This is a genomic window from Janthinobacterium sp. GW822-FHT07A03, assembly GCF_058798815.1.
Genome location: NZ_JBXAKW010000002.1, coordinates 733,710 through 747,028, shown reverse-complemented (window position 1 = coordinate 747,028; position 13,319 = coordinate 733,710). Strand labels below are relative to the sequence as shown.

Here is a 13,319-nt window from a genome sequence, read left to right as displayed (position 1 = left end):
CACTGCACAGCGCCAGCCAACAGGCTGGCTTTTTTTTGCTCCCATCAAACGGCGCGGCGCCCAAGGCAGAATGACCATGCCCCGCCAAAGGGTCGATGAATGAGGCAGCCACGCTAAACGCCGGCAATCATGACCAATGACCAATGATCAAGATGACAAGAGGATTGATAGCGCGTAATATTTACTCAGCAGTAATGCACGGCGCGGCGGCAGCTTACCCCAGGGGAAGGATGGCAGCGTGGCGATATCGAGCGATCTCGCGCACTGGCGCGGCCTGGTCTTTACCCGCCTGTTGCAGGTGGTGTTGCTGCTTGGCATCGTCACGGCCATTCCCAGCGCGCTGCTGGCCGCGAGCGAAGCCATCTGGTCCATCGTCGTCCTCGACTTGCTGGCCATCGGCTGGATCGGCGTCATCTGGCATCTGCGCGCCATGCCCTACCGCTGGCGCGTGTGGCAATTCCTGATCGTCGCCTACCTGGTGGGCGTGGGCCTGCTGCTGAAAATCGGTCCCGTCAGCCAGATCTACATGATGCTCATGCCCGTGCTGGCGGCACTGCTGCTGGGCATGCGGCCAGCCTTGTCCACCCTGGTCCTGACCTCGCTGACCATCTTTTTCCTCGGCCTGCACCCTGACATCGCCCTGCACCTGCCGGGCACGCCCGACTCTCCCGTGCTGCGCGCGCTGATCGTGGCCCTGAACTTCCTGTTTATCGCCGCCGTGCTGACCCTGTCCTGCGCCTTCCTGCTGCGCCACCTGGAAGACAGCAGCCAGGCCTTGTCGCAGCTCAATGCCGAGCTGCGCCTGACGGCCACGGCGCTGGCCCGCCTGAACGACATGGTGATGATCGCCGACGTGCTCGATGCCCCGCCCGGCCCCGGCACGGTACCGGCCACGCGCATCATCTTCGTCAACGACGCCTTCGAACGCAGCAGCGGCTATGCGCGCGCCGAGGTGCTGGGCCGCAGCCTGCTGTTCCAGCAAGGCCCCGCCACCGATGCGGACGAACTGGCCCGCATCGCCGCCGCCATGGCCCGCGCCCAGCCGGCCAGGGCAGAATTGCTGAACTACAACAAGGCCGGCAAGGCGTACTGGGTCGAGGCGGAACTGGTGCCGTTTACGGACGCGGACGGCAGGCAGACGCACTGGGTGGCTGTCGAGCGCGAAATCGACGAGCGCAAGAAATCGGAAGCGGACATCCACCGCCTGGCCTTCTACGACGTGCTGACGGGCTTGCCCAACCGGCGCCTGCTGATGGACCGCATCAGCCACCTGCTGGCCGCCGCGCCGCGCGACCATACGATCAGCGCGCTGATGTTCATCGACCTCGACCACTTCAAGCACATCAACGACGCGCGCGGCCATGCCACGGGCGACGCGCTGCTGCGCCTGGCGGGCGAACGGCTGGCGCAGCTGATGCGCAAGGCCGACACGGTGGCACGCATCGGCGGCGACGAATTCGTCGTGCTGCTGGCGCACCTGGCCGATGACCTGGACAACGCCGCCCGCGCGGCGGCCCAGGTGGCCGAGAAAATCCGCGCCGCCATCGCGCGCGACTTCGACATCGGCGCGCAGTCCTATCATTGCAGCGCCAGCATCGGCGTGACCCTGCTGCCGAAAGCGGGCCAGCAGGCGCACGACCTGCTGCGCGAAGCGGACATTGCCATGTACCGCGCCAAGGCGGAAGGGCGCAACGGCATCGCCTTCTTTGAAGCGGCCATGCAGGCGGGCGTGGAGCGCCGCCTGACCCTGGAACGGGCGCTGGCGCGCGCCCTCGCCTTGGGCGAACTGCGCATGCACGTGCAGCCGCAGGTCGACCGCCACGGCCGGGTGACGGGCGCCGAATTGCTGATGCGCTGGCCGCAGCCGGACGGCGGCTTTATCGCACCCGGCGTCTTCATTCCCATCGCCGAGGAATCGGGACTGATCGTCAGGCTCGGGCACTGGGCCCTGCACGAAGCGTGCCGCGCCGCCAGCCTGCTGGCGCAGGCCCAGGCTGGCCAGCCGCCCCCCCTGTCCGTGAACGTCAGTCCGGCCCAGTTCCGCCAGCCCGATTTCGCGTCCCGCGTGCAGGCGGCGCTGGCCGAACACGGCACGCCGGCCGGCGCCCTGATCCTGGAACTGACGGAAGGCTTGCTGATCGACCAGCGCGACGCCTCGCTGGCGCGCATGCGCGAACTGGCGGACCTGGGCATCCGCTTTTCCATCGACGATTTCGGCACCGGTTATTCCAGCCTCGCCTACCTGACCTCGATGCCGCTGTACGAACTGAAAATCGACAAGCGCTTCATCGACGACACGCCGCGCGATACGCGCGACACGGCCATCGTGCAGGCGATCCTGGCCATGGCGCGCCACCTGGGCTTGCGCGTCGTGGCCGAAGGCGTGGAAACGCAGGAGCAAGCCGACTTCCTCATCGCCCACGATTGCGACGGCTTGCAGGGCTACCTGTATGCGCGGCCGATGCCGCTCGACGACTTTCCCGGCTGGCTGGCCCGGCATCAAGCTTAGCTTTCCGACATTTCCCCCACGAAACTCCTCCGCTAGAATACCGGCCTCATAGCCTGTACCTTCACCATCACCCTTGATTAAAGCGATCTCCGATGCGTCTGGTTCTCCCCCTGCTGCTGCTATCTCTGCTGCCCGCCGCCAACGCGGCCCCCTCTGCCACCGCGCCCACGCCGATCACGCTGGATCAGGCCATGGCCGATCCCGACTGGATCGGCACACCCGTCGAAGCGGCGTGGTGGGGCTGGAATGGTCAGTTGTATTACAAGCAAAAACGCCTCGGTTCGCCCCTGCGCGACACGTTTCAACTATCTGGCGCGAATGCGAAACTCAATAGCGGCAAGAAGGTTGACGATGCGCAATTGGCGAACCTCGATGGCCAGCAGATGGTCGTCAACCGGGCCGGCACGCGCGCCATCCTGCTGCGCAACGGCGACTTGTTCGAACGCGACCTGAAAAACGGCGCCTTGATCCAGATCACGCGGGGCGTCTCCGCCATCAGCGACCCGCAGTATTCCGCCGACGGCAGCGCCGTGCAGTACCGCAGCGGCAGCGACTGGTTCAGCTGGAGCCGCGCTGACCGCCTGAGCGCCCCCGTCGCCCTGCTGCGCGCGGCCAAGGATCCGGACGCCAAGCCGGAAGCGGACGCCCTGCGCGAGCTGCAGCTGCGCCTGATCGTCAACCTGGCGCGCCAGAAGGAAGACCGCGACGCGAGCCGCGAACGCCGCCACGAAGAGCGCCGCCTGGACGCCACGCGCGCGCCGGAACCAATCTACCTGGGCGAAAAAGTGACGATTTCCGGCAGCGCGCTGTCGCCGGACGGCCGCTGGCTGCTGTTCGTCACGCAAGACAAGGCCGCCGAAAAGGGCAAGCTGGGCAAACTGGCCCGCTACGTCACGGAAACGGGCTATCCGGAAGCGGACGACGAGCGCACGCGCGTGGGCCGCAACATGCCGATCGCGCAAAGCCTGAAGCTGGCCGACCTGCGCACGGGCCAGGTGCGCGACATCGGTTTCGACAGCCTGCCCGGCATCGCCACCGACCCGCTGGCCAGCCTGCGCGCCGAACAGAAGCTGCCGCCGCTGAAAGGCAACCGTGCCGTGCGCATCGACGCCCAGCGCGACGGCATCGCCTGGACCGATGACGGCAGCAAGGTGGCCGTGCGCGTGCGCGCGATCGACAACAAGGACGGCTGGCTCGCCACCGTCGACCTGGCCAATGGCACGCTCGTGCCCACGCACCGCATCAGCGACACGGCCTGGGTCAACCGCCGCGCCGAGGAATTCGGCTGGCTGCCCGACAACGCCACCCTGTGGTATCTGTCCGAGGAAAGCGGCTACGCCCACCTGTACACGAAAACGGGCGCCGCACCCGCGCGTGCATTGACGCAAGGCAAATGGGAAGTGAGCGCCGTCGAATGGAGCCGCGACGGCAAGAATGCCTATTTCATGTGCAACCCGCAGGCGCCGGGCACGTATGAAGTGTGTGCCAGCACGGTGAAAGAGGGCGGCGCGCGCGAAGTGACGAATCTGAAAGGCGTGGAAAACTTCGGCCTGTCGCCCGATGGCGGCAAGCTGCTGCTGCGCTATTCGAGCAGCTATATGCCGGCCCAGCTGGCGACCATTTCCGTCGCAGGCGGCAAGGCGAATATCCTGACGGACACGCGCAGCGACGCCTTCAAGGCGCGCAACTGGGTCATGCCGGAACTGGTGCAAGTGCCGTCCACGCATGGCGCGACGCCCATCTGGGCCAAGCTGTACAAGCCAAGGCAGCTGGAAGCGGGCAAACAGTATCCGATCGTCATGTTTGCGCATGGCGCCGGCTACCTGCAGAACGTGACCGAGCGCTACCCCGTGTATTTCCGCGAACAGATGTTCCACAACCTGCTGGTGGAGCAGGGTTACATCGTGCTCGACGTCGACTACCGCGCCTCGCTCGGCTACGGCAGCGCCTGGCGCACGGCCATCTACCGCCAGATGGGCCACCCGGAACTGGAAGATTTCATCGATGGCGCCAACTGGCTGGCAGCCCGGCACCAGGGCGACATCAAGAACGTGGGCATCTATGGCGGCAGCTATGGCGGCTTCATGAGCCTGATGGCCCTGATGCGCGCGCCGGAAATCTTCAAGTCCGGCGCCGCCCTGCGCCCCGTGACGGACTGGACCACGTACAACCACGAGTACACGGCCAATATCCTGAACACGCCGGACATCGATCCGCAGGCGTATAAAATCTCGTCGCCCATCGAATACGCCGACAAGCTGACGGGCAACCTCCTGATCGCCCATGGCATGATCGACGATAACGTGTTTTACCAGGATTCCGTGCGCCTGTCGCAGCGCTTGATCGAGCTCAAAAAGGATAACTGGGAAATGGCCAGCTACCCGATGGAGCGCCACGGCTTCGTGCAGCCGGAAGCGTGGTATGACGAGTACCGCCGGATTTATCAGTTATTCCAGCGCACGCTGAAATAAACGGCGATGCCCGCTTTCATGCGGGCATTTTTTATGGGCCGCCCGGCGATTGGCCAGCACGCGAATCGCGCTTGCCATTTACGCAAGCATGGCACATGATGAAGGCATGCATACCTCTACCTACTCCGCCCTGCGCGCCGCGTGCGCCGCCATCCTGCTGCTGGCCACCAGTGCCTGCGGCAGCGCCCCCGCACAAGATGCGCCGCCCGCGCCCGGCAATGCCGGCTTGCTGGCGCAAATCCAGGCGGAAGTGGGCACCGCCGCCTGCGATTCCACCCAGCAATGCCAAACCATCGCCATCGGCGCCAAGGCCTGCGGCGGCCCCGAGCGCTACCTGGCCTGGTCCAGCAAGGACAATGACGGCAAAAAACTCAAGGCCTTGGCCCAGGCGCAAGCCGAGGCCAGCCGCAAGCAGCAGCAGGCGGACGGCATGATGTCGACCTGCTCCATCGTCACGGACCCGGGCGCCACCTGCGAGGCGGGACGCTGCGTGCTGCAAAAGAGCGCCATGGGCAGTAGCTCGGCGATGTAAAAAAGCCGCTGGATCAGCGGCTTGCGTGATGCGGCAACAAGTCAGGACTGCAGCTGCAAGGTCTTGATAATTTTGCTTTCCACCTTCTCGCCCGCGCCCGAAGTGGCATTCTTGCTTTCCTTGCGCAGCAACAATAAATGGTCGCCACTGACGCCATACTGGCGCGTCTCGTCCGTCTTTTGCGTAAAACTGACGACGACAAAGGCCCGCCCGCTCACATCGAAGTGAAAATGGCTGGCCAGCGGCGTGCCGTCGGCGGCGATCCACACCTCGATGCCGCCCTCGAACTTCTTCACATACTTGCGGTCTTTCTCAGGTACCTTGTCGAGCGACAAGGTAAAACTCAACAGGCGCGCCGGCTTGCCCTTGTAGCTGTCCACCTTCTCGCCGCTGAACACGGCTTCCTCGATCTCGCGCGACAAGGAATCGGCCGCCGACACCATGGAACGCAACTCCGCCGCCTTCATCTCCCCCAGCGCAAAGCCGATCGGCGTCTTGACCTTCGGATCTTTCACCTTGGCGCGCTGCTCGGCTTCCACTTTCGCCAGCAAATCCTTGCCGTAGAGCACTTGCAAGCCCGCCGGTCCGCCCTCGACAGCCACCGTGGCCTGGCCGCTATCCTCTTCCGCCGCCTTGCCCTCGCCCTCTCGGCGCCAGGTTTTCGATTCCACCTGCGCCTTGATGGGCAGTTGGCCCTGCAAGCGCGCCAGCGCCGCATTCAGATCGGCCAGGCCATCAGCCCGCGCCGTACCGCAAAACAAACTGAACAAGCCCGCAGCCGCCAGGCCCTGCACTCCTATACGTCGCCGCATCGCCACATCCCTTCAGCTCATACAAGGATGCCAAAACACCATGTTTTGGCCATCTGTTGCATTTGAACACAGCTAGCTCTGGTCAGGTGGAAAGTCTTTCTGCTATAATTCGCCGCCTTGGCCTGGTAGCTCAGTCGGTAGAGCAGAGGATTGAAAATCCTTGTGTCGGTGGTTCGATTCCGCCCCGGGCCACCAAGAATTAGTTGTTACAGAACGCCAACCCTCCCGGTTGGCGTTTTCGTTTGTGGCCGAGAGATCGATGCATCGGTCTCATTGCGCTCCTGGTGGCGGTCCATGTTTGGCGCGAGGATAGAATGGGTCAGAGTCCCCTGCTATTGCGGCGATTGTTGCGGGCGAAAGACAAGATGGACGGCGCGCCCCACGAGGATTGGCCCGTCCACCGCCTGGCGCAAGTGAGCGCCGTCTCGGTGGCCTACTTCGCGCGCGAATTCAAAAAAGCCTTCGGCGTACCACCCCATCGCTACTTGCTTACCCGTCGCATCGAACGGGCCACGGCGCTGCTGCGCGATACCGACCTGCCCATTACGGAGATCGCGCTTCAAACAGGATGGGCCAGTCTTGGCACCTTTGGGCGCATCTTCCGTGACATCACCGGCGCAAGCCCGGGCGAGCTTCGAACGCGCGAGCGGTCAGTTCCGCACTTGGGGGAGCATATCCCCGAATGCGTCATGCGCGATGCCCGACGGCCAAACCTGAATACCGCAGTTTTGGAGAAGCGGCGCAGGAAAGCAACTGGCAAACTATAGCTTCAATCCAAGGAGCTTATATGACTCACAGTGTCAATGTCGTCGGTCTGTATGTGCGCGATCAGGACGAAGCGCTTGCGTTCTACGTCGACAAGTTGGGATTCCGCGTCCACACCGACGTCCGAAACGGCGCCTATCGCTGGCTGACGGTGCAGCATGCGGAGCAGCCATCGTTCCAGCTCGGCTTGTTCATTCCCGGACCACCGATACATGACGTGGCAACCGCGCAGGCCCTGCATGAGATCGTAGCGAAGGGAGCCATGCCGCCACTGGTACTCCTGGCCGACGACTGCCGTGCCGAATACGAACGTCTGAGCAAGTGCGGCGTTGAGTTCACGCAGGAGCCCGTGGACCGCTACGGACAGGTGGATGCCGGCTTTCGCGACCCGTCTGGCAACGGCTGGAAAATGATCGGGGCCGCAGCCAAGTCGTATTCGCGGCAACCGTCATGAACTGGAGCCATTCGATTCGGCAATGCCACCGCTGGCTGTCCATCGTTTTCACCTTGACTGTGATTGCCAACTTCGCGGCAAGGGCCATGGATCGGGCCGAGCCGTCGCCGTGGATAACGTACTCGCCGCTGCCCCCGCTCTTTCTCATGTTAGCTTCCGGCCTGTACCTGTTCGCGCTGCCGTATACGGCCAGGCGGCGCAGCAGGCCACGCCCCTGACCATGCAAGCACCGCGGTGCTGCTTCAGCACGGCCTGGCGATTGCCGGGTGCGAGGCACTTGTTGAAAATCCTTGTGCCGGAGCTTCGATTCTGCCCCAACCCACCAGGAATTCAGCAATACATGGCAAAAAGTCAACCTTCTGGCTGGCTTTTTTGTTTTCGCCTGCAAACAACACCAGACCATCCATCGCCAGCTATGTACGCAAACGAACGGACTGCAGCCGCCCAAGAGACCATGCTGCAGGCAGACCATCACTTCCCCTCCCGCCGCCAGCGCCCTGCGCGACACGGCGGACGGGTCGGCTGGTCAGCTTTCCCCGCCACACCGCCATGCGAAACTCGCGCCCGACGCCGTCGAGCCGTTCCGTACATTACGGCTCACTGCCAAAGGATGCATCATGAAACCTACCCTGATATTGCTCGCGCTCGCCTCTACCCTCGCCCTGACCGCTTGCCAGCGCGAAGCGCCACCCGCGCCGACCGTCGTGCAAGTCGTTCCCGGCCCTGCCGGCGCGCCTGGTCCTGCCGGCGCCACGGGCGCCACGGGCGCTGAAGCTCCTGCCGGCGCGACCGGTGCCACCGGCGCCACGGGCCAGACCGGCGACAGCGGTGCCGCCGGATATGACGGTGCCAAGGGCGCTACCGGTGCACAAGGCAACGATGGCGCCAAGGGCGACGACGGTGCCAAGGGCAAGACGGGCGACACGGTGATTGTCGTTCCGCAACGCTAATACGCCTCACGCCCCCCACCACAACGCCAACCCATGCGGTTGGCGTTGCTCCGTATGCGCTGTACCGCACAGTAACATCGGCCGCATCGGCCTACCCTGTTGTCATTACACAGGGAGATATCGCATGCTGACGATCATACTGATGGTGGCCCTGCTGGGCCTGGTTGTACTGTTCGCGCCCGGCCCCGTGCGCCGCGCCCTGATCAGCCCCCACTTGCTGGCCCTGTTCAAGCGCATCCTGCCGACCATGTCCGAGACGGAACGCGACGCCCTCGAAGCGGGCACCACGTGGTGGGATGCCGATCTGTTTTCCGGCAAGCCCGACTGGACAAAATTGCTGGCGTATGGCCGCGCCACGCTCACTGCCGAGGAGCGCCATTTCCTTGACCACGACGTCGAACGCTTGTGCGAGCTGGTCGACGACTGGGAAACGCAGCAGGCGCAGGACTTGCCGTCCCAGGCCTGGGACTACATGAAAAGCCAGGGTTTCCTCGGCATGATCATTCCCAAGCAATACGGCGGCAAGCAGTTCTCCGCCTACATGCATTCGCAGGTGGTGATGAAACTGTCGAGCCGCTGCTCGGCGCTGGCCGTGACCGTAATGGTGCCCAATTCGCTGGGACCGGCCGAGTTGCTGTTGCACTACGGCACCGAAGAACAGAAAAACCATTATCTGCCGCGATTGGCTGCCGGCACCGAGATTCCCTGCTTTGCCCTGACCAGCCCGTATGCGGGCTCCGACGCGGCCGCCATCCCCGACCTGGGCGTCGTGTGCATGGGCATGCATGAGGGAAGATCGACCCTGGGTTTCCGCCTCAGCTGGAACAAGCGCTACATCACCCTGGCGCCCGTGGCGACCTTGCTGGGGCTGGCATTCCAGACCAGCGATCCCGACCACTTGCTCTCCAACAACGATACGCCCGGCATCACCTGCGCCCTGATCCCCGCCAGCCACGACGGCGTGGTGATCGGCCGCCGCCACCATCCCTTGAACGCCGCCTTCCAGAACGGCCCCACGTCCGGCAACGATGTCTTCATTCCCATCGAGTGGGTCATCGGCGGCCAGGCACAAGTGGGCAAAGGCTGGCGCATGCTGATGGAATGCCTGGCGGCCGGACGCGCCATCTCGCTGCCCTCGTCCAGCGTGGGCATGGGCAAGATGGCCGTGCGCGGCACCGGCGCGTATGCAGCCGTGCGGCGCCAGTTCAACATGCCGATCGGCAAGTTCGAAGGCGTGCAGGAAGCGCTGGCCCGCATGGGCGCCAACCTGTACCTGATGGATGCGGCCCGCACCCTGGCCGCACACGCCGTCGACCTGGGCGAAAAGCCGGCCGTCATTTCCGCCATCGTCAAATACCACGTCACGGAGCGGGGACGCGCGCTCGTCAACGACGGCATGGACATTCTTGGCGGCAAGGGCATCTGCGTGGGCCCGAACAATTTCCTCGCCAGCGCCTACCAGCAAATCCCCATCGCGATCACCGTCGAAGGGGCCAACATCCTCACGCGCAGCCTGATCATCTTCGGCCAGGGCGCCATCCGCGCGCATCCGTATGTGCTCAGGGAAATGGCCGCCGTCAACGAAAGCGACGGCCGCAAGTCCTTGCGCGATTTCGATGCGGCCTTCTTCGGCCACGTGGGCTTTGTGCTTGGCAACCTGGCCAGGGGACTGTGGTACGGACTGGGCGGCGCCCGCCTGGCAGCCGTGCCCGACGCCGGCGCGCCCGCCCTGGCGCCCTACTACCGCGCGCTGACGCGGCTGTCGACGGCGTTTGCCGTCTTGACGGATATGTCGATGTTCGTGCTCGGCGGTGAACTCAAGCGCCGCGAGCGGCTGTCCGCCAGATTGGGCGACGTGCTGGCGCAGCTGTACCTGGCTTCGTCCGTGCTGAAGCGCTACGAGGATGATGGCCGGCCCGAGGCCGACCTGCCCTACGTCCACTGGTCGCTGCAGGACGCGCTGGTCAAGGCGCAGCAGGGCTTGACGGGCGTACTCGACAATTTCCCCGCGCGCATGCTGGCCGTGCTGCTGCGCACCTTGCTGTTCCCGTTTGGCCTGCCACACCGTCCGCCGTCCGACGAGCTGGGCAGCGAGGTGGCGCTGGCCCTGCAAACGCCGGGCGCCGACCGCGACCGCCTGCTGGCCGACGGCCATGTCGCCAGCGAGGGCAACGATCCCGTCGCCTGCGCCGAGCGGGCGCTGGCCTTGCTGCCCGAGGTTTTGCACATCGAAAAACGCCTGAAGGACACGCCCGAAGGCGCGGCCCTGCGGCATCTGCCGCAAAGCCTGTCCGCCATGCAGCCGTGGCTGGCTGCGGCCAAGGCGGCAGGCACCATCAGCTGCCAGGAGCACAATACCTTGCTGGAATATGCGCGCCTGGTCGATGGTTTGATACAGGTCAACGATTTCCCGCCCAATACGGCGCATCAGGCTCACAGCGGCGGCGTGCGCCGTCTTGACGACGCGCCGGCCGGCGAGAGCCGCGCGGCCTAGGCCAGGCTGTTTTGCAGCCTATACTGAATGGAGCGGGTGCGATGCCCGCTCTTTGCAGAAAGGAGTCGATCATGACGCGAAAATTCATCGATTGCCGGGAATTCCCCAGCGACACGCATTGCTCGGTGGCCATCTCGGCCGACAGCGAAGAAGAGCTATTGGGTATTGCTGTGGAGCACGCAGTCTCGGTACACCATCACCACGACACGCCGGAGTTGCGCCAGCAACTGCGTCAATTGTTCAAGGACGGCATGCCGCCCGAACACTTGCCCATGACGGGGCAGGCCGGCAGCAGCGGAGCCTCGCACGCACACTAGCCTGCCTGGGCTTGCGCCGGCCTCGGCAAGCGCAAGCCCAGCACGAGCGGCACCAGCGCCGCATACACGACGATCACCGACAGCCAGACGGCGCCGGGCCAGTACGCCCTGACGCCAAAATAAATGCTGGAAAACACCAGCGGGCACAGCACGGACGCCAGGCTCACGGACGAGGCCAGCACGCCCTGGAACTGGCCTTGCCGGTCGTCGGCAACTTGCCGCGTGGCCAGCGACTGCAGGGCCGGCGCGCCGATGCCGCCCAGGGCGAACACGGGCATGATGGCGAAGATCATCCAGCTGCGGGTGGCAAAGGCCATGACGACCAGGGCCACGCAGGCGCACGCCACGCCCCCCAGGATGGTGGCGCGCTCGCCCAGCAGTTTCACGGCCGGGCCGGGCAAAAAAGCCTGGGCCAGCGCCTGGCACACGCCAAACGCGCCCAGCGACAGGCCGATCCACAACCCGTTCCACTCGAACGCATCGTGGCCCCACAGCGCCCAGCACACGCCATACACTTCGCCCGCCGCGCTGAAGGTAAAGAAGATGGCGGTGATCGGCAGCAAGCTTTTCTGAGAAAACACCCAGCGCAGCGGACGCAATGGATTCAATGCCGCCAGGTCGATTTTTTCGCGGGTCGGCGTTCGTGATTCGGGCAACGTGAACAAGGCCAGCAGCAGGTTGCCGGCATTCAAGATGGCCGCCGCCATGAACGGCAGGCGCAGGCCGTAATCACCCAGCGCACCGCCGAGCACGGGGCCGATGATGAAGCCGGCGCCGAACATGGCGTTGAGCAAGCCGAAACGGCGCGCCCGCGTTTCTTCGGGAGAAATATCGGTGATGTACGCAGTCGCCACGGAGACATTGGCGCTCGTCAAGCCGGCGATGGCGCGCCCCAGCAGCAGCATCCACAGGCTGGGCGCAAACGCGAGGAACAGGTAATTGACGGCCGCGCCCGCCAGCGAGAGCAGCAGCACGGGGCGCCGCCCCAGGCGGTCGCTCAACGCGCCCAGCACGGGCGCAAAGATGAACTGCATCAACGCATACAAGGCCGTCATGATGCCGATATACGCCGCCACGTTATCGGCATGCGTGACGTCGCGCAGCAGCGCGGGCAGGATGGGGAAGACCAGGCCGATGCCGACGGCGTCGAGCGCGACCGTGGCAAAGATGACAGGCAGCGCTGCCACGGGAACGGATGGTTTCATATACTCAATCTAAATATGTACTCAGTATATAAATAGTACGCCCAGCTTTGCTGCGCCATCAAGCCTTATCTGTACTCAGTACACTTCGTGTATGATCGGGGCAACATGACGATTCCTTCCGACCTCCGCTCCCGCAAACGCCTTGCCACCCGGCAAGCCATCTCGAATGCCGCCACGCGCTTGTTCTTCGTGCGCGGCTTCGAGCAGGTGACGGTGGACGAGATCGCGGCGGCGGCCAGCGTGGGACGCATGACGGTGTTCAACCACTTTCCCCGCAAGGAAGACATGTTCTTCGACCGCGAGGAAGAGGGACGCGAGCTGCTGCGCGCCGCCTTGCGCCAGCGCGATCCCATGGTGCCCCCGATCGTAACCCTGCGCCTGCTGGCGCATCGGCTGGTGGCCGAAGACAGTCCCTACATCACGTTTTCCGCCGCCGGCCAGGGTTTCATCGCCACCATCGAGGCCAGCGAGACCCTGAAAGCGCGGGCGCGGGCCATCCGCGACGAACTGGCGCAAGTGGTGGCAACGGCGCTGACCGACAGCACGGGGCGCGACGCGCACGATCCCCAGGCCCGGCTGGCGGCCAGCCTGCTGCTGGCCACCTGGAGCACGGCCCTGATCGAGGCGCACCGCGCCTTCGCGCGGCATGGCGACGCGCAGCTGGCCAAGGCCCGCTTCCTGGCCCTGGTGGACCAGGGGCATGTCGGCCTGAAGGCGGCGTTGGCGGGCACGCCTTACGTCTGACGTTGCCGGGCATCGGATGTCAATCTCTTGACCCAAGGCAAGGCAATCCGGCGCCAGCCCGCCTAC

11 protein-coding genes and 1 tRNA gene are annotated in these 13,319 nt (G+C 64.7%); 10 read left to right on the top strand and 2 right to left on the bottom strand.

Features of this window, described 5'->3' with window-relative positions:
• Positions 1-238 precede the first annotated feature (238 nt).
• From AC1RJW_RS09435 to AC1RJW_RS09425, 3 genes are all read left to right on the top strand, one after another.
• Positions 239-2,509: a putative bifunctional diguanylate cyclase/phosphodiesterase gene (locus AC1RJW_RS09435; RefSeq protein WP_493044690.1), complete on the top strand. Its 2,271-nt coding sequence runs from the start codon at positions 239-241 to the stop codon at positions 2,507-2,509.
• Positions 2,510-2,601: 92 nt separating this feature from the next.
• Positions 2,602-4,980, top strand: coding sequence for a S9 family peptidase (locus tag AC1RJW_RS09430; RefSeq protein ID WP_493044688.1), 2,379 nt, complete (start codon positions 2,602-2,604; stop codon positions 4,978-4,980).
• 106 nt (positions 4,981-5,086) lie between these two features.
• Positions 5,087-5,512: a hypothetical protein gene (locus tag AC1RJW_RS09425; protein WP_493044687.1), complete on the top strand. Its 426-nt coding sequence runs from the start codon at positions 5,087-5,089 to the stop codon at positions 5,510-5,512.
• A 41-nt stretch (positions 5,513-5,553) separates the two neighbouring features.
• Here AC1RJW_RS09425 and AC1RJW_RS09420 read toward each other — a convergent pair whose 3' ends face one another.
• The gene (locus AC1RJW_RS09420) at positions 5,554-6,324 is read right to left on the bottom strand and encodes a hypothetical protein (protein WP_493044686.1); all 771 of its coding nucleotides are present in this window, start codon (positions 6,322-6,324) and stop codon (positions 5,554-5,556) included.
• 119 nt (positions 6,325-6,443) lie between these two features.
• Here AC1RJW_RS09420 and AC1RJW_RS09415 point away from each other — a divergent pair.
• The 6 genes from AC1RJW_RS09415 to AC1RJW_RS09390 all read left to right on the top strand — a co-directional run bounded on the left by AC1RJW_RS09415 (position 6,444) and on the right by AC1RJW_RS09390 (position 11,304).
• Positions 6,444-6,519 (top strand) — tRNA-Phe (locus tag AC1RJW_RS09415).
• Positions 6,520-6,638: 119 nt separating this feature from the next.
• On the top strand, positions 6,639-7,091 hold the full coding sequence (locus AC1RJW_RS09410) for a helix-turn-helix transcriptional regulator (RefSeq protein WP_099411745.1): 453 nt from the start codon (positions 6,639-6,641) through the stop codon (positions 7,089-7,091).
• Between the two features lie 20 nt (positions 7,092-7,111).
• Entirely contained in the window at positions 7,112-7,543 is a 432-nt protein-coding gene (locus AC1RJW_RS09405; protein WP_493044685.1) for a VOC family protein, read from the top strand.
• Positions 7,544-8,160: 617 nt separating this feature from the next.
• The gene (locus tag AC1RJW_RS09400) at positions 8,161-8,493 is read left to right on the top strand and encodes a hypothetical protein (RefSeq protein ID WP_099411717.1); all 333 of its coding nucleotides are present in this window, start codon (positions 8,161-8,163) and stop codon (positions 8,491-8,493) included.
• 124 nt (positions 8,494-8,617) lie between these two features.
• Positions 8,618-10,987 (top strand): acyl-CoA dehydrogenase, encoded by a 2,370-nt coding sequence (locus tag AC1RJW_RS09395; RefSeq protein WP_493044684.1) that lies wholly within the window; start codon positions 8,618-8,620, stop codon positions 10,985-10,987.
• 71 nt (positions 10,988-11,058) lie between these two features.
• The gene (locus AC1RJW_RS09390) at positions 11,059-11,304 is read left to right on the top strand and encodes a DUF1059 domain-containing protein (RefSeq protein ID WP_099665586.1); all 246 of its coding nucleotides are present in this window, start codon (positions 11,059-11,061) and stop codon (positions 11,302-11,304) included.
• Here AC1RJW_RS09390 and AC1RJW_RS09385 read toward each other — a convergent pair.
• Positions 11,301-12,509 (bottom strand): TCR/Tet family MFS transporter, encoded by a 1,209-nt coding sequence (locus AC1RJW_RS09385; RefSeq protein ID WP_493044683.1) that lies wholly within the window; start codon positions 12,507-12,509, stop codon positions 11,301-11,303. The two genes, AC1RJW_RS09390 and AC1RJW_RS09385, sit on opposite strands and share 4 nt — an antisense overlap.
• Positions 12,510-12,614: 105 nt before the next feature.
• Between AC1RJW_RS09385 and AC1RJW_RS09380 the strand changes: the two genes are divergently transcribed.
• Positions 12,615-13,253 (top strand): TetR/AcrR family transcriptional regulator, encoded by a 639-nt coding sequence (locus tag AC1RJW_RS09380; protein WP_493044682.1) that lies wholly within the window; start codon positions 12,615-12,617, stop codon positions 13,251-13,253.
• The last annotated feature ends 66 nt before the right edge of the window (positions 13,254-13,319 follow it).

What these genes read in the sequence shown, in the direction of transcription:
- AC1RJW_RS09385 (WP_493044683.1), bottom strand. Translation starts at nt 12,509, where the DNA reads ATGAAACCATCCGTTCCCGTGGCAGCGCTGCCTGTCATCTTTGCCACG.
- AC1RJW_RS09400 (WP_099411717.1), top strand. Translation starts at nt 8,161, where the DNA reads ATGAAACCTACCCTGATATTGCTCGCGCTCGCCTCTACCCTCGCCCTG.
- AC1RJW_RS09430 (WP_493044688.1), top strand. Translation starts at nt 2,602, where the DNA reads ATGCGTCTGGTTCTCCCCCTGCTGCTGCTATCTCTGCTGCCCGCCGCC.
- AC1RJW_RS09405 (WP_493044685.1), top strand. Translation starts at nt 7,112, where the DNA reads ATGACTCACAGTGTCAATGTCGTCGGTCTGTATGTGCGCGATCAGGAC.
- AC1RJW_RS09390 (WP_099665586.1), top strand. Translation starts at nt 11,059, where the DNA reads ATGACGCGAAAATTCATCGATTGCCGGGAATTCCCCAGCGACACGCAT.
- AC1RJW_RS09380 (WP_493044682.1), top strand. Translation starts at nt 12,615, where the DNA reads ATGACGATTCCTTCCGACCTCCGCTCCCGCAAACGCCTTGCCACCCGG.
- AC1RJW_RS09425 (WP_493044687.1), top strand. Translation starts at nt 5,087, where the DNA reads ATGCATACCTCTACCTACTCCGCCCTGCGCGCCGCGTGCGCCGCCATC.
- AC1RJW_RS09395 (WP_493044684.1), top strand. Translation starts at nt 8,618, where the DNA reads ATGCTGACGATCATACTGATGGTGGCCCTGCTGGGCCTGGTTGTACTG.
- AC1RJW_RS09420 (WP_493044686.1), bottom strand. Translation starts at nt 6,324, where the DNA reads ATGCGGCGACGTATAGGAGTGCAGGGCCTGGCGGCTGCGGGCTTGTTC.
- AC1RJW_RS09410 (WP_099411745.1), top strand. Translation starts at nt 6,639, where the DNA reads ATGGGTCAGAGTCCCCTGCTATTGCGGCGATTGTTGCGGGCGAAAGAC.